At 41.0% G+C, this 21,232-nt stretch carries 18 protein-coding genes and 1 tRNA gene; 9 read left to right on the plus strand and 10 right to left on the minus strand.

Annotated features, from left to right (window positions below; translation table 11 throughout):
- Positions 1 to 4: 4 nt before the first annotated feature.
- Positions 5 to 1,342, minus strand: a complete 1,338-nt coding sequence (locus QL986_RS10750; RefSeq protein ID WP_138764698.1) for a M24 family metallopeptidase — start codon at positions 1,340 to 1,342, stop codon at positions 5 to 7.
- A 128-nt stretch (positions 1,343 to 1,470) separates the two neighbouring features.
- Positions 1,471 to 2,742, minus strand: coding sequence for an aromatic amino acid transport family protein (locus QL986_RS10755; protein WP_028835945.1), 1,272 nt, complete (start codon positions 2,740 to 2,742; stop codon positions 1,471 to 1,473).
- Positions 2,743 to 3,219: 477 nt separating this feature from the next.
- Between QL986_RS10755 and QL986_RS10760 the strand changes: the two genes are divergently transcribed.
- Both QL986_RS10760 and QL986_RS10765 read left to right on the plus strand, forming a co-directional pair.
- A complete protein-coding gene (locus tag QL986_RS10760; protein ID WP_036955729.1) occupies positions 3,220 to 4,017 on the plus strand; it encodes an alpha/beta hydrolase in 798 nt (265 codons plus the stop codon).
- A gap of 88 nt (positions 4,018 to 4,105) precedes the next feature.
- On the plus strand, positions 4,106 to 4,591 hold the full coding sequence (locus tag QL986_RS10765; protein WP_036955732.1) for a hypothetical protein: 486 nt from the start codon (positions 4,106 to 4,108) through the stop codon (positions 4,589 to 4,591).
- 111 nt (positions 4,592 to 4,702) lie between these two features.
- Here QL986_RS10765 and cysQ read toward each other — a convergent pair whose 3' ends face one another.
- From cysQ to cysG, 6 genes are read right to left on the minus strand one after another with little or no spacing between them, the layout of a single operon-like run.
- Positions 4,703 to 5,473: a 3'(2'),5'-bisphosphate nucleotidase CysQ gene (gene cysQ / locus QL986_RS10770; RefSeq protein ID WP_036955734.1), complete on the minus strand. Its 771-nt coding sequence runs from the start codon at positions 5,471 to 5,473 to the stop codon at positions 4,703 to 4,705.
- A gap of 9 nt (positions 5,474 to 5,482) precedes the next feature.
- Entirely contained in the window at positions 5,483 to 6,076 is a 594-nt protein-coding gene (gene cysC, locus QL986_RS10775) for an adenylyl-sulfate kinase (protein WP_024602220.1), read from the minus strand.
- 33 nt (positions 6,077 to 6,109) lie between these two features.
- Positions 6,110 to 7,834 (minus strand): SLC13 family permease, encoded by a 1,725-nt coding sequence (locus QL986_RS10780; RefSeq protein WP_024602219.1) that lies wholly within the window; start codon positions 7,832 to 7,834, stop codon positions 6,110 to 6,112.
- Positions 7,835 to 7,868: 34 nt separating this feature from the next.
- Positions 7,869 to 9,293, minus strand: coding sequence for a sulfate adenylyltransferase subunit CysN (gene cysN, locus QL986_RS10785; RefSeq protein WP_028835949.1), 1,425 nt, complete (start codon positions 9,291 to 9,293; stop codon positions 7,869 to 7,871).
- Positions 9,293 to 10,192 carry a sulfate adenylyltransferase subunit CysD gene (gene cysD, locus QL986_RS10790; protein ID WP_013463837.1) on the minus strand — a complete coding sequence of 300 codons (900 nt, stop codon included), beginning with the start codon at positions 10,190 to 10,192 and terminating at the stop codon, positions 9,293 to 9,295. Before cysD ends, cysN begins: the two co-directional genes overlap by 1 nt.
- A gap of 43 nt (positions 10,193 to 10,235) precedes the next feature.
- Positions 10,236 to 11,657 (minus strand): siroheme synthase CysG, encoded by a 1,422-nt coding sequence (gene cysG, locus QL986_RS10795; RefSeq protein ID WP_016900055.1) that lies wholly within the window; start codon positions 11,655 to 11,657, stop codon positions 10,236 to 10,238.
- Between the two features lie 264 nt (positions 11,658 to 11,921).
- On the opposite strand from cysG, the gene deoC reads away from it, so the two are divergent.
- The gene (gene deoC / locus QL986_RS10800) at positions 11,922 to 12,674 is read left to right on the plus strand and encodes a deoxyribose-phosphate aldolase (protein ID WP_024602217.1); all 753 of its coding nucleotides are present in this window, start codon (positions 11,922 to 11,924) and stop codon (positions 12,672 to 12,674) included.
- On the plus strand, positions 12,658 to 13,158 hold the full coding sequence (locus QL986_RS10805; protein WP_024602216.1) for a hypothetical protein: 501 nt from the start codon (positions 12,658 to 12,660) through the stop codon (positions 13,156 to 13,158). Before deoC ends, QL986_RS10805 begins: the two co-directional genes overlap by 17 nt.
- 56 nt (positions 13,159 to 13,214) lie before the next feature.
- On the opposite strand, the gene QL986_RS10810 is transcribed toward QL986_RS10805, so the two are convergent.
- Entirely contained in the window at positions 13,215 to 14,345 is a 1,131-nt protein-coding gene (locus QL986_RS10810) for a CsgG/HfaB family protein (RefSeq protein ID WP_290191524.1), read from the minus strand.
- A gap of 133 nt (positions 14,346 to 14,478) precedes the next feature.
- Positions 14,479 to 18,468: a hybrid sensor histidine kinase/response regulator transcription factor gene (locus QL986_RS10815; protein WP_290191525.1), complete on the minus strand. Its 3,990-nt coding sequence runs from the start codon at positions 18,466 to 18,468 to the stop codon at positions 14,479 to 14,481.
- A gap of 165 nt (positions 18,469 to 18,633) precedes the next feature.
- On the opposite strand from QL986_RS10815, the gene QL986_RS10820 reads away from it, so the two are divergent.
- The 5 genes from QL986_RS10820 to rplA all read left to right on the plus strand — a co-directional run bounded on the left by QL986_RS10820 (position 18,634) and on the right by rplA (position 21,135).
- Positions 18,634 to 18,710 (plus strand) — tRNA-Trp (locus tag QL986_RS10820).
- A gap of 130 nt (positions 18,711 to 18,840) precedes the next feature.
- Positions 18,841 to 19,218 carry a preprotein translocase subunit SecE gene (secE, locus tag QL986_RS10825; protein ID WP_013463843.1) on the plus strand — a complete coding sequence of 126 codons (378 nt, stop codon included), beginning with the start codon at positions 18,841 to 18,843 and terminating at the stop codon, positions 19,216 to 19,218.
- Positions 19,219 to 19,222: 4 nt separating this feature from the next.
- Entirely contained in the window at positions 19,223 to 19,780 is a 558-nt protein-coding gene (gene nusG, locus QL986_RS10830) for a transcription termination/antitermination protein NusG (protein ID WP_013463844.1), read from the plus strand.
- Positions 19,781 to 19,997: 217 nt separating this feature from the next.
- Complete coding sequence (gene rplK, locus QL986_RS10835; RefSeq protein WP_008108462.1) at positions 19,998 to 20,426, plus strand: 50S ribosomal protein L11; 429 nt, start codon at positions 19,998 to 20,000, stop codon at positions 20,424 to 20,426.
- 4 nt (positions 20,427 to 20,430) lie between these two features.
- The gene (rplA, locus tag QL986_RS10840) at positions 20,431 to 21,135 is read left to right on the plus strand and encodes a 50S ribosomal protein L1 (protein ID WP_013463845.1); all 705 of its coding nucleotides are present in this window, start codon (positions 20,431 to 20,433) and stop codon (positions 21,133 to 21,135) included.
- Positions 21,136 to 21,232: the final 97 nt, after the last annotated feature.

The following is a 21,232-nucleotide window of genomic DNA, read 5'->3' on the forward strand; positions in this document are numbered from 1 at the left end:
AATGCTACTTAACGAGTAACAACTCGGTTTGTCGGCCATTTAGATACCACACACCGGTTTTATCAAACAGGGCGTCTTCTTCTAGCATTATTCTTATTTCTTTATTCCACGGCTTTATAAACACCGCATTGTTAAGCTCAATAGAATAAGCGGTATTTAAATGCAGTGGGTAATCGCCATCACCCGGCACACCTTGCTGTGAATCCCACATGCCTAATGTCGTGCCAGCTGCATGGCCATGATAGCCAAGCGGGTGCGTATAAATAGTGGGTTTTAAACCTTGTGCAATGGCTTTTTCGCGGGCGGCTTTTAATACCTGATTACCCGTTTTACCAGCTGTAAATTCAGCCGTAAAAATGTCCTGTAGCTTATTACCCTTTTTTAACGCATCAACAAGGTAATCTGGGGCTTTTGTCTCGCCTGGTTTTAAAACATACGCATGTTGTTGAGTGTCGGTATTTAGGCGTAAATACGTAATACCAAAATCAACATGCAGTAAATCGCCAGCTTGAATAACATTGTCGGCATAGCCATTGGTAAAACTGTCTTCGTGGTCGAACGATTTACTGTCGGCGCGTTGTATTGCAATACTTGGGTGAAACCACGTTTGCAGTTTAAGCTCCCTTACGCGCTCTCTAAACCACCATACTAAGTCGTCGCTGGTTGTTTTGCCCACCGTAATTACTTTATTTGAAAAGCCCTCAGCAATAATAGAATGAGCAATAGCAACAATGTGTTTGTACATGTCCACTTCTTCTGGAATGCGTTGCTCTAACCATGCAACAGCCAGCGGCTCGGCTGAGATTATTTTATTTTTATATGTCGCAGGTAAGTTGGCCATTAAAGTGGTGTAATCGCCATGCACTAAGCCATCAGCGTGTGCCCAGTCTGTAGATGTATTGAGAGCAATATTTCGCGGTTGGTATTGCTCAATAAGCTCATTAAGAGCAAGCCACTGATTGGGCTGGGCTTGCTTGTCCCATGCCTTTTTAAACACATTCCCTATTTTATAAGGCGCAATAGCAAAAGCATCTACAGCCCCTGAGGCATTGCGTGCTAGCACTAAAATGGTGGTGCGTCTTGCCGACAACCACGTTGCTGGCAGCATGGTTTTTAATATCGGGTCTTCATTATATTCGCGGCTTATCATTAGCCACATATCTATATTGTGTTGCTGCATTAATGTGGGTAATAACGTATTGATGCGTTTTTCGGTAGTGCTATCGATAAACGCGGCCCTGTCTTTCATTGATAAAATAGTCGGGGACTCAGCGGCTTTAATTACAGGGCTAAGAAGTATGAGTATAAAGGCTAATAAAAAAACGCATTTATTGTTTTGCATAGTTGGCTTATTTTTAGGCGAATATATAAGCTAACATCTCACAAGCAATACGATAAAAAAATCATTTGCGATAAACCGCAGGCACAAAAAAGCCCAGCAAAATACTGGGCTTTTTAGAGTCAAAACGTTTAGCTAAGCATGCTGTACAGTAACGCACAAACGGCTAACGAACCGACCGCCAGTACAAATAAGGTACTTAAACGGTTACGGTATTTTTGTAAGCTAGGTACTTTGTAAACCGCAATCATTGGCATAATGAATAAAATCATCGCAATGATTGGGCCCGATAACTGATCCATCATATCTAGTATGCTTGGGTTTTTAACCGCGCAGAACCAAATAGCAAAAAACATCAGTACCGCACCCACTTTGTCAGCCACTTTAGGGCTCATGCTTGAGTGTTTAGTTACTAATCCGGTAAAGCTTTCGCGCGCCCCTAAAAAGTGACCTAAAAACGACGACATAATAGCAATAAAGGCAACCAAAGGTCCCAACGTTGCAATGAATGAGTTTTCTGTAATATTAGCTAAGTAAGACAAAACAGAAACGTTTGCCGCTTTGGCTTCTGCCATTTGTTCACCTGTAAGTGATAACACACATGAGAACACAAATAACAAAACAAAGGTGATCAATAATAAGCTAGTACGTTTTAGAATCGCTTCTGACTTAGACGTTGCTAGTTCACCGTAGTGGCTGCGTTGTTTATTAACAAAGCTTGAAATAGCCGCTGCATGGCTAAACGAAAATACAATAATAGGAATTGATAACCAAAGTGTTTTACTAAAGCTGCCTAGCTCAGGCAAACTTGTATCCGGCATTTGCCAGCTTGGGATTAAATACAGCGATAAAAAGAATAATATACCCACTAACGGATACACTAAAATAGCAAAGGCGCGCAGCATTAAGCGCTCACCGCCCATCATTAAGCCAATCATCAGCGCAACTAAGATACCCGATAACGCAACGCGTGACGGCGACTCCATCCCTAGCTGATTGACCATAAAGCTGTCTACCGTATTGGTTAAACCCACACCGTAAATAAGCAAAATAGGAAAAATTGATAAAAAGTATAACAAGGAGATCAGTCGACCCGCATTTACGCCAAAGTGCTCTTCTACCACATCGGTAAAATCAGCCTCTTTATTTTTTGACGATAATACAAAACGCGCCAAGCCACGGTGGGCTAAAAAGGTCATCGGAAAGGCTAAACACGCCATAATAATCAGCGGCCAAAAACCACCAATACCAATGTTAATCGGTAAAAATAAAATACCTGCACCTACTGCGGTGCCAAAAAGACTAAGTGTCCACTGCGTATCATGCAGATTCCATTTTGATTTAGACGTGTGTGCGTCTTGTGCTGGTGCATTTGAAAGCGTTGCACCTTGAGATGTTGTCATGTGTGTGTATCCATTATTTATCATAATAATTGCGCCGAAGAATATAGTTTTTAGGCACTCATTTCATGTGTTTTTATGTCTTGGATATAAATTTGTTGTAGCGTATTAGTTACTGACTGTCACGAATATGAAACAGTGTTTAAAAGCTGCGCAATTAGTGCAGGAATATGCCGCGAAATGCGTGAATAATCAGCATGATTGGTGTGAAAGGCGGGACATATAATCTGAAAAGTTATTTTCAAGTCAATGTGTACTTGGTATAGATTAACTCAGTGAATGATTGATAAGTGTACTTATGAGAATTGAGAGTACTTGCTCACTTTCTTGGCCAGTTAATTGATAGCTAATAACTCAAAACGGGTTTTATCCTGTAATATTCAAGCCATTAATCGGAACTTCATAAGAGATTTTTTCTAAACTCGGTTATACTTTCTACAATTCAATAAGCCAAATGAAGTAAATAGGCCGCTAATTGCAATGAGCAAAGACATTCTTTTCCATACTATTTTTGTGCACGAAACCAGTAAAACATGGGTAGTATTTGTCCATGGCGCAGGGGGTAGTTCGGCAATCTGGTTTCGTCAGCTTAAAGCTTATAAAAAAGAATATAATGTGTTGTTGCTTGATCTTCGCGGTCACGGTAAATCTAATGATCTATTACAAAACTTTGTAGATAATAATTACTCATTTAATAATGTTTCTAAAGACATTATTGATGTGTTAGATCATAACAATATCACCAGCGCACACTTTGTTGGTATTTCATTGGGCACAATTCTTATTCGAAATATTGCAGAAATCGCCCCGCAATATGTTTCTAGCATGGTGCTAGGTGGAGCGGTTACTCGTTTTAATACCCGTAGTAATACTTTGGTTTATTTAGGCAATACCTTTAAACACTTGTTGCCTTACATGTGGCTGTATCGTTTATTTGCTTTTATTATGATGCCGAAAAAGCGCCATAAAGAGTCCCGACTTTTGTTTGTTCGTGAAGCAAAACGCTTGTGTCAAAAAGAGTTTATAAAATGGTTTAAATTAGCCATGGACGTAAACCCTTTAATGCAATATTTCAAAGAAAAAGACATTGATATACCCATTCTTTACATTATGGGTAAAGAAGATCACATGTTCCTTGGCCCGGTTAAAGAAATGGTTAAGCGCCATAAAAATAGCGTACTGCAAACTATTCACCAATGCGGCCATGTTTGTAACGTAGAACGCCCTGACTTATTCAATCAACACTCGCTTGCTTTTATCGCCCAGCAAAATCGTTAGGGTTGTAGATAAATAGGGATAGGACTTTCTTTTTTGACTTACAAAACTTAAAAAAGATCTAAATGGGTTAACTTAAAAGGAATTTAAATTGGAAGCGTTAAGTACAGCTAAGCAAGTTATTGATATCTTTTCGGCTTTATTAAGCCCTGTAATTGCCATCTCAGTAGGCTTTATTGCATACCAGCAGTGGAAGCTTAATGTTGATAAAGAGAAGCGTGAAAGTAACTCAAATAAACTGCATATTTATATAGTTGTTAAAAGGTTTTTGCGTAGCGTTGATATAAATCGTGTGGTCGATGATAAGTTATACGAAGAGCTTCAAGAGGCACTCGCCCTAGCTGATTTTTATTTTGACGGTATTGTGACCGATTGGTTATTTCAAGTAGACTCTGATGCATCAGCCTGGCTAAACTTAATGCAAATTAATTCATTACCTGGTACGCAAGAATCAAATCCCGAGTTTACTCGTAATCTAAGGGAAATTGAGGAGCTAATTGATAGTCTTCAAAAGTTTCATTGTGAGTTATTTGATGTATTTAAAGGTAGTATGATGTACTTAAAACCTAGCAAGTAATAAATTAGGCATGTTTTTTCACCGTTTGCTAGACATCAACTGGTAACATCAAAGAGTTAAAGCTACCACTTGTCTTGCTGACAACTGATAGCTAACCACTAAAAACTACCCTTACTCTTCTATCGCACTCACAATAAAATACGGATTCAAGTATTCATCTTTGGTGTTGTACAAAAGCGGGCTTCCATCAAGTTGAGTGACTTTTGCTCCGGCTATTTCGGCGATGGCGTGGCCTGCTCCGGTATCCCATTCACAAGTTGGGCCTAAGCGCGGGTATATGTCGGCGCTGCCTTCGGCGACTAAACACAGTTTCAGTGAGCTACCTTTTGACACCATTTCAACCTCATCAAAGCGTTTTACAAATTCAGCTAAATCAGGGGAAGGGTGCGAGCGGCTACCTACAACACGAATAAGGCCTTTGTTAGGCTTGGTGGTAACTTTAAGCTCGATGCGCTCATCGCCTTTATCTTTAAAAGCACCAATGGCTTCAGCGGCTATGTACGATACACCCAGTGCAGGGGCATCAACCACGGCTAAAACCGGTTTGCCATTTTCGATTAGGGCAATATTAACGGTAAACTCGCCGTTCTTTTTTATAAATTCTTTGGTGCCATCGATTGGGTCAACCAGCCAGTAGCTTTTCCATGTTTGGCGTACATCCCAACCAATATCGGCACTTTCTTCACTAAGCACAGGAATATCGGGGGTGAGCTCTTTTAGTCCTGCACTAATGATTTTATGAGCTGCTAAGTCGGCGTCGGTTACAGGGCTTTCATCGGCTTTGTACTCAACGTTAAAGTCTTTATTGTAAATACCCATAATCGCGCTTCCCGCTTTGCGGGCGAGAATAAGGGTTTCTTCTAGCAGTTCAGTCTGATTCATTACATGGGCCTATAGTATATGCTGATGTTTTAGATACGTTATCAGCTGAGCTACCGATTGGTCTAGGGTGTTTTTACTGGTATCTAAAATTATTTCAGGATTAACCGGCGGCTGGTAAGTTGAATCAATCCCAGTAAAGTGTTTAATTTCACCGGCGCGCGCCTTTTTATATAAGCCTTTTGGATCGCGGCTTTCGCACACCTCAAGAGGGGTGTCGATAAAAACTTCGATAAATTCACCCTCATCTACTAATTCACGAACCATGTCACGCTCAGCTTTAAAAGGAGATATAAACGCAGTAAGGACTAACAAACCAGCGTCAACCATTAGCTTGGCGGTTTCGCCTACGCGGCGGATATTTTCAACGCGATCGGCATCGCTAAAGCCTAAATCTTTACATAAACCATGGCGTACATTGTCGCCATCAAGTAGGTACGTGTGCGCGCCTTGCTGATTGAGTGCCGCTTCTAAAGCATTCGCAACGGTGCTTTTACCTGAGCCAGAAAAACCAGTAAACCATATAATAGCGCTCTTATGCTTTTTTTGTTCGCTGCGCTGTACTTTAGTGATGGCGTAATTATGCCAAACAATATTGTTATCCATTTGCTGTGTCTCTTTATGCTATAAGCGCGGGCATTAAAACGGAAATACCAGCGGGATCAAAGTTAGTACGGTAATTGAATAAATAATAGAAAGGGGTAGCCCCATCATTACATAGTCTTTTAGTCGGTAGTTACCCGCGCTATAAACCATTAAGTTAGTTTGATAACCAAAAGGTGAAATAAAGCTGGCTGAGGCACCAAATGCAACCGCCATAATAAACGGCAAAGGTTCTACGTTAAAGCCAATAGCCAATGAGTAGGCAACCGGAAACGACAGTGCCGCTGCGGCGTTATTAGTGATCAATTCGGTAAATAACACCGTCATTAAAAAGATTGCGATAAACGCGCCATAAGGGCCAAAGTCGCCAAGCACTACAAACATGGCGTCTGATATTTGCCCAGCAAGGCCGGTGCCTATCATCAGCTTAGCTAAACCTATGGCACTGCCTACTACGGCAAGTAACTCAATAGGAAAGCGACGCTTTATTTCGCTCAGCTTAATAGTACCACACAGCATTAGGCCAATAAGTAACACTAACAAGCCTTTAACCAGCGGTACTGCACCTAAAATACTTAATCCCAGCACACCCGCAAAGCTTAACAACACAATATTTGATTGCTTTGCACCGAGGTGGGTTTGTAAATCAAGCCCTGAAATATACACAAATTCGCGTTTTAAGTTAGTTAAATCATAAAAGCTTTTACCAGGGGCGAGGATTAATGAGTCACCCGCTTGTAAGCGCACTTGCCCAAGCCCGCCTTGTAAGCGGTCATGACCACGGCGAATAGCAATAACGGCCGCATGAAATTGCTCTCTAAAGCGGGCTTCTTTTACCGTTTTGCCAATTAATTTAGACGACTGACTAACGACAACTTCAACGAGGTGTTCTATGTCTTTTTCGTGTTTGTCGTGCACCACTTTTAAGCCGTCAAAGCGAGTGAGCAAAGGTACCGACTTTATATCGCCTACAAACAGCAGTATGTCGTCTTGTTGAATAATATGTTGGGGGGTCACGGCGCAAATGCGATTGCCATCGCGAATAATTTCAGCCAAAAACAAGTCTTTTAAATCGCGTAAACCGTTTTCTTCTACGGTGCGGTTTATTAGTTTAGAGCCGGTTTGTACTTTCCCTTCTAAATAAAAAGGCACCACCTCTTGGCTATTTTTGCCGTTGTCGGGCAGGCATTTTAGCATCACTAAAATAGTGATTAAGCCCACACTGAGTGCGCCTAAACCCACTAAGGTAAAATCAAAAAAGCCTAATGGCGCCATCCCCGCATCTACTGCAAAGCCATTTACGATTAAGTTAGTAGAGGTACCGATGAGTGTAATAGTACCGCCTAAAATTGCGGTGTACGACAAGGGTAGCAACAGCTTTGAAGGGGAGTGGTTTGGGTTATCTTTTATGGCGGTAATTAAGGAGGCAACCACCGCGGTATTGTTAGTAAAGGAAGACAAAAACGCTGTAGAAAGCCCAAGCTTGGTCACTGATTTAACTAAACTGCCACTGGATAACGATTTAGCTAAGCGTTGAATAAGCGTGGTTTTTTCTATCGCTATCGACACTAAAATTAATAACACTAAGGTAATTAATGATGGGTTAGTATAATTAACCAGCATGCTTTCTAAGTCAATTAACCCCGCTAGGTAGCTGGTGCCTATGGCACTGACAAATAACCACGCAGGGTTAATACGGGTGCCAAATAGGCACCCGACTAAAAGCAACATAATGCCTGTTAAAATGAGCTGTTCTACCATGCTTTAAATATTCCTAACAGGCGGTTATTAAACGTTATAGCTTTGAAATATCAAGCGCTTGCCAATGTGGAAAGTGTTTGCGTACGAGGGCATTAAACTCAACTTCAAAGTCGCTAAATTTACCCGCATTTTCTTCACTTTGTAGTACCTGTTCTATCATTCCTGCTGCAACCGTTAAGTTTGATAAACGGTCAATAAGAATAAACGAACCTGTTTCGTGATTGTGATGGTACTGATCCGCTAAAATAGTCTCGGTGAGCTCCAGTGTCACAATCGCAATTTCGTTTAATTGTAATGAATCTGCGCTGCCATGCTCTAGGGTGTTTACATCAATAGTGTGGTCTATTTTTGTGACCATAGCCGAGGTGTTTTTGCTGCCTAGTTTTAAGTTATAGCTTTTACCTAGTACTAATGGCGATTCGTGCATCCATACAATTTTAGCCTGTAATTGGTTGGTTACTTGCGCTTGCGAATTCGCAGGCACAATAACGTCCCCTCGGCTAATATCTATTTCAGTATTAAGAGTAACCGTGATTGCTTGGCCTGCTTCGGCGGTGTCGAGGTTGCCATCAAAAGTAACAATCTCTTTAATATTGGATGTTTTACCTGAAGGCAGTACTTTTATCTCATCGCCAACGCGTAATTTACCTGAGGTCAGCGTGCCTTGAAAACCACGGAAGTTTAAATTAGGACGTACCACATACTGCACCGGAAGGCGCGCTTCAAAACCAGTGTCGATTTCAGCTGCCGGAGAGTCTTCTAACAGCTCAAGCAATGGTTTGTCGGTGTAATAAGGAGTGTGTGCAGAGCGAGTTACTACATTATCGCCTTTAAGCGCCGACATAGGCACAAACTTAATGTTTGATACGTTAAGTTGCTCGGCAAATTTTAAATAATCGGCTTTAATTTTTTCATAAACGGTTTCGTCAAAATCAACAATATCCATTTTGTTAACCGCAACCACAAACTGTTTGATGCCTAATGAGTCACAAATAAAGCTATGGCGCTTAGTTTGTACCTGCACGCCATAACGTGCATCCACTAAAATAATGGCAACATCACTGGTTGATGCACCCGTTACCATGTTACGGGTGTACTGCTCATGCCCAGGGGTGTCGGCAATAATAAACTTACGCTTAGCGGTTGAGAAATAACGGTACGCTACGTCAATTGTTATGCCTTGCTCACGCTCAGCTTGTAGGCCATCAACTAACAATGCTAAATCAAGTTCTTCACCGGCATTACCTACTTTTTCGTTATCTTTATGAAGTGCAGCTAGCTGATCTTCATAAATTTGGTGACTATCGTGCAGTAGGCGGCCAATTAGGGTTGATTTACCATCATCCACGCTGCCACACGTTAGCATACGTAATAAGCTTTTATCTTGTTGACGTGCTAGGTAAGCGTCTATACCAATTTCTTTTACTTCGTTAAATGTATCGTTATTTAGGTTAGACATTAGAAATACCCCTCACGTTTTTTCTTCTCCATAGAGCCTGCTGAATCATGATCAATCACCCGACCTTCACGTTCAGATGACGACGATAGCAACATTTCTTCAATAATTTCTGTTAGGCTGCTTGCCGTTGATTCAACCGCGCCAGTGAGTGGATAACAGCCTAAGGTTCTAAAGCGAACCGACTTCATTTGTGGTACTTCACCTTCATTAAGCGGCATGCGATCGTCATCTACCATGATTAAGGTACCGTCGCGTTCTACTACAGGGCGCTCTTTAGCAAGGTACAGTGGCACCATTTCGATATTTTCTTGATAAATGTATTGCCAAATATCTAGTTCAGTCCAGTTAGATAGTGGGAATACTCGAATACTCTCACCTGGATTCACTTGGCTGTTATAGGTATTCCAAAGCTCAGGACGTTGGTTTTTAGGATCCCAGCGATGGTGTTTATCACGAAATGAATACACGCGCTCTTTAGCCCGTGATTTTTCCTCATCACGGCGTGCGCCACCAAATGCTGCATCAAAACCGTACTTGTTGAGCGCTTGCTTTAATCCTTGGGTTTTCATGATATCGGTATGTTTACCCGAACCATGGGTGAATGGGCCTACACCCATTTCGATGCCTTCAGGGTTTTTGTGTACGATTAAATCAAAGCCATACTCTTTGGCTAAACGGTCGCGAAACTCAATCATTTCACGAAACTTCCAGTTGGTGTCTACGTGTAATAACGGAAACGGAATTTTTGCAGGGTAAAATGCTTTACGAGCTAAATGCAAAAGTACCGATGAGTCTTTACCGATTGAGTAAAGCATAACTGGGTTCTCAAACTCAGCGGCGACTTCGCGCATGATTTTGATACTTTCAGCTTCAAGTTGCTGAAGGTGAGTTAAAGCCATTGTTGGTCGTCCTACTAAAATGATTAAATTAAAATCTGTTAAACTACGCTACGTCTGTCAGCGGTTGAGCAAAGCTACTGATCTGTGCTTTTTCGCCAAACCAGTGTAATTCTTGATGCAGCGAAGCTACTTCACCAATAATCAGTAAAGCGGGTGAAATAATTTGATGTTGCTCAATGAGCTGCGCTAATTGGTCTAACTGTCCTGTGACAACACGTTGATTTTTGCGTGTGCCGTTTTCAATTATGGCCACTGGTGTTGTTGCTGCTCGCCCATGTTTTAATAGCTCGGCTTGAATATGCGGCGATTTAATCACCCCCATATAAATAGCCAGTGTTTGGTTTTTTTGTGCAAGCGACTGCCAATTAAGTTCTTGTCCTTCTTTTTTGCAGTGTCCGGTAACAAACTGAATAGCCTGAGCATGGTCGCGATGCGTTAAAGGAATACCTGCGTAGGCACTACATCCCGCGGCTGCCGTTATACCTGGCACTATTTGGTAATTTACGTTATTGGCTGCCAGTACTTGGACTTCTTCGCCACCACGGCCATAAATAAATGGGTCGCCCCCTTTAATTCGGCACACTTTTTTACCTTGTTGTGCTAAATCAACCAACATCTTATTTGTATCTTCTTGAGCTACGCTGTGATCGCCTAAGCGCTTACCCACACAGATTAAATCGGCATCGCGACGCACTAATTCCATGATCTCATCGGATACCAAGTAATCATATACCACCACATCGGCTTGTTGCATTAGTTGCAGCGCTTTTAGTGTGAGTAGCTCTGGATCGCCTGGGCCTGCACCGACTACGTATACTTCGCCTTCTGGTTCAACTTTGGCATCTAGCATTTGCTCTAGTTGTTGCTCAGCGCCATGGGTATCACCGGTTTGGACTTTGCTTACTACTGATGAATCAAACACGCCTTCCCAAAATTGGCGACGATCAGCAAAATGTTTAAAGCGTTGCTTTACTTTATGGCGAAAGCCACCGACCAAGTTAGCGAGTGGGCCGATATGCTGCGGAATAAGTGTTTCGAGCTTTTCACGTAAGCGCCTTGCTAAAACCGGCGCGGTACCTGCACTTGAAATCGCAATGGTAATTGGGTTGCGATCAACAATAGAGGGGAAAATAAAGGTACATTTAGGTTGATCATCCACCACGTTCACAAACACATTACGCGCATTGGCGAGTTCAAATACGGTGTTGTTTACTTCATCGTTGTCGGTGGCGGCAATAATCAAAATTTTGCCATCAAGATGCGACTCTTCAAAATAGGCATCAATTAATGTTACTTCATTATTATGCGCATGTTCTTTTAATTCTTCGCAAAACCAAGGGGCAACTAGCGTTACATCGGCACGTGCTTTTAAAAACGCACGGCATTTTCGCAAGGCAACCTCTCCACCGCCAACAACCAATACGGGTTTGTTGTCGAGTTTGGTAAAGATAGGTAAATATTGCACTGAATAACGCCCCTAAAAAATAATAAAGTGTTTAACTGAGAAGCAGAATATAGTGGCTATTGATAAGTAAAAAATAATTAAATCTTAGTTGATATTCTTAAAAGTTATATGAATCATGTTTTTTAGGTCTAAATCGTATTTAGTAAGGGGTAGAGTGACATTTAGTATAAAAAACGCGCTTATAGTGTTTGGTTATGAGCTATAGCAAGTTTAAGCTATGATGCTCTTATATAGTTTAAGGTCACACAATTTCATAGGCATAAAATGACAAACAATACTCAAAACGCCACGCTAGCCGTTAGCTTAATGGACTTAACCAGTTTAAACACTGATGATAGTCAAGCCAGTATTAACGCATTAGTAAACAGTATAAACCCTAAGCTAGGCACGCCTGCTGCGCTTTGTGTGTTTAGTGAATTTGTTGATGACGCTAAAATAGCACTTGCTAATCGCTTATTGAGCCATGTAAAGGTGGCCACCGTAACTAACTTTCCCTCTGGTGATGCGCCACTCAATGAAGTACTCAATGAAACCCTGATAGCCATAGAGCGGGGGGCCGATGAAATTGACCTAGTTATTCCTTATAAAGCGCTTTTAAAAGGTGAAGCCGATATCGTGCTGGAATACGTTAGTGAAAGTAAAAAGGTATGTGGCAGCCGTGCTAAGCTCAAAGTGATCATTGAAACTGGCGAGCTAAAAACAGCAGCATTTATTACTCAAGCAACCGAGCTTGCCATTCAAGGCGGAGCTGATTTTGTAAAAACCAGTACAGGAAAAGTAGCAGTAAATGCCACGCTTGAAGCAACTGAAATAATGCTTAAAGCCATCAAAAAATCATCAAAGCGAGTTGGTTTTAAGGCTGCTGGTGGAGTCAAGACCGCAGTAGATGCAAATGCTTATTTGCAACTAGCAACCGAGATTATGGGGCATGATTATTTAGCACCAGAAACATTTAGGTTTGGCGCTTCATCGCTGTTAAATGACGTTTATAAGGTGTTGAATGAAGCGCAGCAGTGATGCCGAAAAACAACAATTAGAGCACGATGCGGCCAAGTTGTTTTTGCGATGTTATGAACAGCAAATGGGAATTCATATGCGCCATATTTGGCACAATGAACCAAATAGACCCGATGTAAGCTGTTATCAAGAAAATCAGAAACTCGATATAGAGGTGGCGCATTTATACGCCAGTGAAACGGAAGCCATGGCCGTGTTAGGCCGGCCACTGTCGATACAAATGCAGCGTGATTTAGCCGACATGGCGCAACAACCAAGCGAACACCGGTTGCAATCAGCGTTGGAGCGCTTATTAAAACAAAAAGCGACTAAGCGTTATTATTCAAAGCGTACGTGGTTGTTAATTCGTAACGCTAGTACTATTTGGCATAAGAGCGACTTTGAAGCGGCAGTCAAAAAAGTATGTTTTCCAAATACCCATCAATTTGAACAAATATGGTTACTGTGTGATTTTTATCGCGGTGAGTTATTACGAGTAGATTAAAAGCGGCTATAGAGTAGCCGCTTTTTTATTGCTTAATTAAAAATCAAAGATGCTGATTAGTTAAACTTAAACATGTTGCCTAAGCTTTCTAGCCCTGACTGTTGAGTTTTTGCTAAACATTTTGAGTCATCTAAAGATTTCTTTGTTGTTTCATCGGCAAGGCCCGTTACTTTCAAGCTCTTCTCTTGTTGATACTCGCGCAGTGCTAATACAGTTTGACGGTCGTACTTAACGTCTTCAGTTTCAAACTCTTCATAATTAGGTTGGTTTTTTAAATACCCTAAGCAAACCAAGTTCATACGAGACATAGCCAAGTCCATTTTTTCGTAATGTGGCATTCTATGATTCGGCACATCGACAGCGACGGCAGCAGGTACTGCTTTTTTACTAGTTACTTTTGGCGGCGGTGGCGCTGTATAGCCTGCTGCAAGCGTGTTGTTTTGGTTATAACGATAGTAGGTATCTGGAATTTTAGTTTCTAAAAATTCAACGGCTTTAATTATTACTTCTCGTAGTGCCTTTTCTTTTGGAGTGTCTGACCAACCACTAAGGCTTCCTCCAACGAGTGCGCCACCAAAGTTAGTCGCTGCGCTGGTAAAATCAAAATCTTTGCTACCACCCTCAACGCTAGTAGCGGCCAGAATACGTGAAGTGCGCGTATCAATTAAGCGTAAATCAATAGCCATGTGCGATCCAGAAAAGCCAGCTGAAACAGAACTAAACACATCACCAATAAAGCCGCCTGAACCAACACTTGCCCCTGAACTGTCATCATCAAATTCAGTAACCGCTGCAACGACGACAATCTCAGCGCCTTCAATTTCGCCATACGCAGCACCCGATTGTGCACTCACTCTGCCTGATACAGCTAAATCTTGCTCTGAAAGCACAGCGTCTAGTGCTTGGCGCTCCAATACAATAAAGCGATTAGTGCCAACAAGTGCGGTGGTAAGTTGATCTGCCATACCTTCACCAATTTCTTTTCGCCACCATCTAGAGTTATTCGACTTATCAGTGAAACGCGCCACGGCGATACGTGCTTTAGGGCCATTGTATTGCTGTTTGCTTACTTCATTAATGTCAGGCGAGTTTTGATTTGAAGTAACGTTTGTTGAGGTGCTTTGGCATGCGCTTAAGCTGGTTATTAATGCTGTGGCAAGTAGCGTTTTTTGTATGGATGAGAGCATAGGATTTTCCTTAATTTATGTGCTTAATTACATTTGTAGTTATTTTTTTAGCAATGGCTAATTAAGGTTAATTTAAATAAATCAGTAGCTTAAAAATAGTACTCAGGCGAAAGCTTTGAGTACACACGCGAAGCTAATTACTTTTACATGTTTGCGCTTCTCTGTATTGTTTTGGTGTAAGTAAATATTTGGCTTTGAAACAACGGGCAAAGTAACTTTGAGAGCTAAAGCCGGTGTTATCTGCAACTAAACCTATGGTTAAGTCGCTATCAGTTAATAATTTTGCTGCATATTCTAAGCGGGTATTGCGAATGTAATCGCTGGGTGTAATGTCAAAAAGTGCTTTCATTTTTAATTGCAGTGCACGAGGGCTCAAACACATTGCACTGGCAAACTCTTCCACGCTAAACAGTTCATTTTGGTAATTTTCACGCAAGATTGTTTTTAAGCGTTCTGTAAACGTGTAATCTTTATTCTGCTCTATTTGTACATCTAAGGTCACAGCATGTGCTTGGGCTGATAACTGTTTTATTAGGTGCTTATTTAACGCATCACGAATGCCTAATAAGCCATGAACCCGACTTTTTAATAATGATGCTTCAAAGGGTTTACACAGGTAGTCATCGGCCAGCAAATCAAGCCCCTTTATTCGACTGCGATTGTCTGCTTTGGCAGAGAGTAATAAAACAGGGATATGATTAATAGAGATATCTGAGCGAATGGCACTGAGAAGTTGATATCCATCCATCGTAGGCATCATTACGTCACTGAGCACTATATCGGGCATTTGAGTTTGGCACAGCACTAGCCCTTCTTCTCCATTATTAGCGGTGAAGCAGGTGTAGTTATCACTAAATAATGAAACCAGTAACTCACGCATTTCCTCGTTATCTTCAACAATGAGTAGTTTTTTGTTGTTTTCTACCAGCATAGTTTGAGAGGACGCTAGTTGTTTATCCGTTAATAAGTTATCTGATTCACACAATGGCAACGTGACTGTAAAACAACTTCCTTTGTTTATTTTACTGGCTAATGAAATTTGCCCGTCGTATTGCTCTACAAGCTGCTTAACCAGAGCGAGACCTATACCACTGCCTGTTTGGTTGTGTGTTGCAATACGAGTAAAGCGTTCAAAAATAAGCGCTTGCTGGTGCTCTTCAATACCAATACCAGTATCAGATACCGTTATAACAACATTATTGTTTGTGTTAGAAAGCGTTAGATTAACGGTTCCATCTGATGGGGTGTATTTAAGTGCATTGGTCAATAAATTATCAATAATAGATAAAGTATGTTTAGTTTCTAAATTTATGTAACTAGGCTGTTGCGTCGTGTCTTTAAAGGAAAAATTAATATTTTTTTGGGCAAACAAAATAGCAAAGTCGTCTACTATTTGCGCTACAAAAGGGCTTAAAGAATAAGCGGATACATACTCTGTAGCCGAACTTGGACGCTGACTTAACTGTAATAACTCATTGATTAAATTAAGAAGGCGGTGCCCGTTGCGCTTAATTATAGAAACTTGTTGTTGTGCTTGAGCACCAAGTTGTTGCTGTTGTAAGTTTTCTACTGGCGCTAAAATTAAGCTCAATGGCGTTTTAAGTTCATGACTGATGTTATCTAAAAATTGGGTCTTTAGCTGATTGAGCTTTCTTTCTTGTTGAATGAGTTGCTCTGCGGTTTTAGCTCGATAGCGTGACGCTAAAATTAACCATGTAATAATCAAAACTATTATAAAATAAGCCGCATAGGCTAATTGCGTTTGCCACCAAGGAGGCGTCACTGTCAGCTTTAGCATAGTGTGAACTTTGCTCCATTGCCCGTATTGATCTTTTACTTTTAATTGTAATTGATAGTTACCTGCACTTAGCTGTGAATAGTTAACTTGTCGTTGGCTTGCATCGGTATAGATAAATTGCTTATCTAAACCATTTAGCTTGTAAGCATACTGGTATTGATTAGCCGATGAAGCGTTATTAATGGCGGCATATTTAAAGCCAATGACCCCTTGGCTGGTTGGAAAAGAGAGTTTTTTAGTATGGTTTATTAGTTTTGCGGGCTGTTTTTTATCTGTTAAGTAGTTTTTTGTTTCACTTGCTTGGTTGTAAATTAATAGCTCAGTTAATACTGGGGTTGGTGCTGAAGTACTCAGTTGCAGTTTACTAGGGTAAAACTGATTAAAGCCATTGATTCCGCCAAAAAATAGCTCGCCATCAGGTGCTTGAAAAGCAGCACCTAAAATAAACGAATTATGCTGCACGCCGTCACGAGGTAAAAAATGCTGCATAGCTTGATTCGTGGGATTATAGCGAGTCAGTCCTTGGTTACTGCTTAGCCATAAGTAGCCTTTACTATCATCTTTAATGGCAAAAATATTATCGTTTAGTAATCCATCATGTTCGGTAATGTAAGAGATTTTTTGTGTTTTTTTATCAAGGCGGTTTAAACCACCAAAGGTACCCACCCATAAAGTATCGTTATTTTGTAGGTGCAAAGAGGTGACCATATTATGGCTTAAACCAGTTTGCGATACCTGATTGGCGGGGTAATGAGTAAATGATTCATCTTCCATGCTTAGATAATCTAAACCTGCACGCGTCCCGACCCATAATCCGTTTGTATTTTGATCAAAAAGCAGAGTAAACACGGTATTGTTAGCAAGACTATTAGTCGAGTCGTCGTGCTTGTAATGTTGAACCTCTAAGGTGTCGGGATTAAAGCGTGTTAAACCTTGATTGCTACCTAGCCATAAATTTCCTTTAGGATCGCTCGTTATCGCATAAACACGATCGCTGCTAAGCTGATGGCTTTGCATTGTATAGGTAATAAAATTATCTTCAGTTGGTTTATATTGCAGTAATCCGCCGCCATAAGTGCCAATCCAAAGTCGCTGCTTGTTATCTTCATGCAGGCTAAAGACATTATTATTGGTTAGGCCGCTTTGTAATTTTGAGTTAACTTTATAGTGCTTAAAACCTGTGTCGGTTTGTTTGTTTAAACCGTCACGAGTACCAACCCATAATTGGCCTTGTGTATCTTTGAGTAGAGCGCGAACAAAATTATGACTAATGGTATTGTCATCATCGCTCAAGTGCTGTTGATGCGAAAATTGATTTTGCTTTTTATCATAACGTTGTAACCCATAGCCATCTGTACCAATCCAAATGATACCGAACCGATCTTGATAAAGTGACAATAAGTAATCATTAGCAAGCCCATTTAGTTGCTGCTTATTGTGCGGTATGTGCTGAAAATTATTTTTAGATGTACTTTGCTCTGTTTTGTAAAATAAACCTTTACCATAACTTGTTAGCCACAAGGTATCGGTGTCGTCAACTAAGATATCGGTGATCCATACACCTGCAAACTGAGCAAACTCTAGAAAAGCCTCTGTTTTAGGGTTAAATAGGCTAAGCCCTTGTTTGCTTGCTACTAATAGCTGCCCTTGTGCATTTAATTGCAGCCGCCATAAATTTTTATGACTTCCTGCAATGTGATTAAAGGTTTTATGCTTTGGGTTAAACTTAATTAATCCTTCGTTGGTTGCTAACCAGACATTTTGTTGTGTATCTATAACAATATCTTGTATGACTGTATTAGCTTGCTCGGGGCTATTATAGCTAAGCGACTCTACTTCATTCTTGACTATATTTAGACGCGTTAACTTTCCATGCTCATGGCCTAACCAAATATTATTTAGGCTATCTGAAGCCAATGACCAAATGCGGTTATCAGTAATAGCCAACTCAGTGTGCGTATTAAAAACCTTAAATTGGCCGGTTTGAGTATCAAGTAAATTTAAACCATTACTGGCGGTAGAAAACCAAATAGCATGTTGATCGGCAGCCAGACAATCGGTGACCCAGTTTCCTGAAATGCTAGCCTCAGTAGGGTGAGACTTAAAGCGTTTAAACTCATAACCATCAAAGCGATTAAGACCGCCTTGTGTCGAAAACCAGTGAAACCCTTGCTTGTCAGTGATACTGCAAGTAATCGAATTTTGCGATAACCCCTGTTCACTAGAATATGTATCTAAGTGAATAGCGCGCGCGACGAGTGCACTGTGAAATAAGCATAAAACGCTTAGAATCACGATTTTGTAAAGTGTATGAAGTAAATGCACCCGCTTCCTTGTGCTATTAATATTCCTAAAAGTGAAACAATCATAAACTGCTTTTTTATTAATGTTAAGTTTGATTTTGAGTGTGGCCAATGAGATTTTAAGTTATGGGTATCTTTTTACTCTTGTGTTAATGGATTGCGTAAGTATAATAGGCATCCACTTTGCAGGGGCGTAGTTCCAATTGGTAGAACAGCGGTCTCCAAAACCGACGGTTGGGAGTTCGAATCTCTCCGCCCCTGCCAATTTTTACAAAGTGAATAAAGTCTAGAACTAAAAATCGGTTTGAGTAAGCTTGTTTTTAAGTTTAGATTTTAATGGATTAACCCTGTCGACGTGCAGGGTTGTTGTGTCTGTAGTTAAGGTAATAATATTATGAGCACGAATATAGAAACACCATCAAGTGGGATGGAGTCAGTAAAGTGGTTAGTAGCAATTGCGCTACTTGCAGGCGCAGTCGTTGGTAATCATATGTTTGCAGATCAGTCTGTATTACTACGTGCTATTGGCGTTGTGGTTGCAATAGCGGCGGGTTTAGCTATTGCTTCGCAAACTTTTAAGGGACGTACATTCCTTGCTTTTGCTAAAGAAGCGCGTATTGAAGTACGCAAAGTAATTTGGCCAACGCGTCAAGAAACAACGCACACGACATTAATCGTAATGGTTGCAACAGTGATTATGGCACTTATCCTTTGGGGATTAGATGGCATTTTATTCCGCGCTGTAGGCTTTTTAACTGGATTGGAGATCTGATCCCATGTCGGATGAGAATAACGAAAAGAAACTACGTTGGTACGTAGTACAAGCTTTCTCAGGTTATGAGAAGCGTGTTGCTCAAACATTATTAGAGCACATTAAAATCAAAGGCCTAGAAGATAGCTTTGGTGAAGTATTAGTTCCTACTGAAGAAGTAGTTGAGATGCGTGCTGGTCAAAAGCGTAAGTCTGAGCGTAAATTCTTCCCAGGTTACGTACTAGTACAAATGGATATGAACGATGCAAGCTGGCACTTAGTAAATAGCACTGAACGTGTTATGGGCTTTATTGGTGGCACATCAGACCGTCCTGCACCAATTAGTTCTAAAGAAGCTGATCGCATTCTTAATCGCCTACAAGAAAACGCTGAAGCGCCTAAACCAGCAACATTATTTGAACCAGGTGAAGTGGTTCGTGTTACTGATGGTCCATTTGCTGACTTTAGTGGTGTGGTTGAAGAAGTTGACTACGAAAAGAGCCGCGTAAAAGTATCGGTACTTATTTTTGGTCGTTCTACGCCAGTTGAACTTGAGTTTGGTCAAGTTGAACAAGATAAGTAATTGATTTAAAGCGTTGTGTTAAAAGTTTCTTAATTTTTGGCACGAAGCTTGAAAAAGGCCGCTGATTAACTTATAATCAGCGGCCTTTTTGTATTCAGGGAAAACGTTTGTTTAACTGTTTACTAAAAAGTGAGAAACCAATTTTTAAACTGGGAAGCCGCTAGAGTACGCGTCCTCGCGCGCACAAGGCTAAGACCCACCTAATGAGGTATTTATAATGGCTAAGAAAGTTGAAGCTCTAATCAAGCTACAAGTTGCTGCTGGTATGGCTAACCCTAGTCCTCCAGTAGGTCCAGCACTAGGTCAACACGGTGTAAACATCATGGAATTCTGTAAAGCGTTCAACGCACGTACAGAATCTATCGAAAAAGGCGCTCCAGTTCCTGTAGTGATCTCTGTTTACGGCGACCGTTCATTTACGTTCGACATGAAAACGCCACCGGCTGCTTACTTACTTAAGAAAGCTGCAGGTATCAAATCTGGTTCAGGCCGTCCTAACACTGAAAAAGTAGGCACAGTAACTCGTGCTCAACTTGAAGAAATCGTTGAGACAAAGAAACCAGACCTTACAGCTTCTGATTTAGAAGCTGCGGTTCGCACTATCGCAGGTTCTGCGCGTGCGATGGGCTTGAACGTAGAGGACTAAGATAATGGCTAAATTAACTAAACGTATGCGTACTATCCGCGAAAAAGTGGAAGTAACTAAAGATTACGAAATTAACGAAGCAGTTGCTCTTTTAAAAGAATTAGCGACAGCTAAATTCGTAGAAAGTGTTGACGTTGCTGTTAACCTTGGTATCGATGCTCGTAAATCTGATCAAAACGTTCGTGGTGCGACTGTACTACCTAACGGTACTGGTCGTGACGTTCGTGTTGCTGTATTCACTCAAGGCGCTAATGCAGAAGCTGCAAAAGAAGCCGGTGCTGAATTAGTAGGCATGGAAGATCTTGCTGAACTAGTTAAGAAAGGCGAGATGAATTTTGACGTTGTTGTTGCATCACCAGACGCTATGCGTGTTGTTGGTCAACTAGGTCAAATCTTAGGCCCACGTGGTCTAATGCCAAACCCTAAAACTGGTACTGTAACACCTAACGTTGCAGAAGCAGTTAAAAATGCGAAAGCAGGTCAAGTGCGTTACCGCAATGACAAAAATGGTATCATCCATACTACGATTGGTAAGGTTGATTTCACTGCTGAGCAGTTACAACAAAACCTTGAAGCTCTAATTGTTGCGCTTAAGAAGGCTAAACCTTCTCAAGCTAAAGGTGTTTACTTGAAGAAAGTAACTATCTCTACAACAATGGGCGCAGGTGTTTCTGTTGACCAAAGCACTTTAAGCACAGTTGTTGCTTAATTGAGTGTTTACATGGCGTGAAATTTGTACTATAATTTTGCGCCATTTTGTTGATTAATTTAGTTAATCGCAAAGTAAAGAATTCGGGTTGAAGTCC

Source organism: Pseudoalteromonas sp. APC 3250, assembly GCF_030407915.1.
GTDB classification, from domain to species: domain Bacteria; phylum Pseudomonadota; class Gammaproteobacteria; order Enterobacterales; family Alteromonadaceae; genus Pseudoalteromonas; species Pseudoalteromonas tetraodonis.

Excerpts from the sequence above, each read along its gene's own strand:
- QL986_RS10750 (WP_138764698.1), bottom strand. The coding sequence starts at position 1,342 with ATGCAAAACAATAAATGCGTTTTTTTATTAGCCTTTATACTCATACTT.
- QL986_RS10755 (WP_028835945.1), bottom strand. The coding sequence starts at position 2,742 with ATGACAACATCTCAAGGTGCAACGCTTTCAAATGCACCAGCACAAGAC.
- QL986_RS10760 (WP_036955729.1), top strand. The coding sequence starts at position 3,220 with ATGAGCAAAGACATTCTTTTCCATACTATTTTTGTGCACGAAACCAGT.
- cysQ (WP_036955734.1), bottom strand. The coding sequence starts at position 5,473 with ATGAATCAGACTGAACTGCTAGAAGAAACCCTTATTCTCGCCCGCAAA.
- cysC (WP_024602220.1), bottom strand. The coding sequence starts at position 6,076 with ATGGATAACAATATTGTTTGGCATAATTACGCCATCACTAAAGTACAG.
- QL986_RS10780 (WP_024602219.1), bottom strand. The coding sequence starts at position 7,834 with ATGGTAGAACAGCTCATTTTAACAGGCATTATGTTGCTTTTAGTCGGG.
- cysN (WP_028835949.1), bottom strand. The coding sequence starts at position 9,293 with ATGTCTAACCTAAATAACGATACATTTAACGAAGTAAAAGAAATTGGT.
- cysD (WP_013463837.1), bottom strand. The coding sequence starts at position 10,192 with ATGGCTTTAACTCACCTTCAGCAACTTGAAGCTGAAAGTATCAAAATC.
- deoC (WP_024602217.1), top strand. The coding sequence starts at position 11,922 with ATGACAAACAATACTCAAAACGCCACGCTAGCCGTTAGCTTAATGGAC.
- QL986_RS10805 (WP_024602216.1), top strand. The coding sequence starts at position 12,658 with ATGAAGCGCAGCAGTGATGCCGAAAAACAACAATTAGAGCACGATGCG.
- QL986_RS10810 (WP_290191524.1), bottom strand. The coding sequence starts at position 14,345 with ATGCTCTCATCCATACAAAAAACGCTACTTGCCACAGCATTAATAACC.
- secE (WP_013463843.1), top strand. The coding sequence starts at position 18,841 with ATGAGCACGAATATAGAAACACCATCAAGTGGGATGGAGTCAGTAAAG.
- nusG (WP_013463844.1), top strand. The coding sequence starts at position 19,223 with ATGTCGGATGAGAATAACGAAAAGAAACTACGTTGGTACGTAGTACAA.
- rplK (WP_008108462.1), top strand. The coding sequence starts at position 19,998 with ATGGCTAAGAAAGTTGAAGCTCTAATCAAGCTACAAGTTGCTGCTGGT.
- rplA (WP_013463845.1), top strand. The coding sequence starts at position 20,431 with ATGGCTAAATTAACTAAACGTATGCGTACTATCCGCGAAAAAGTGGAA.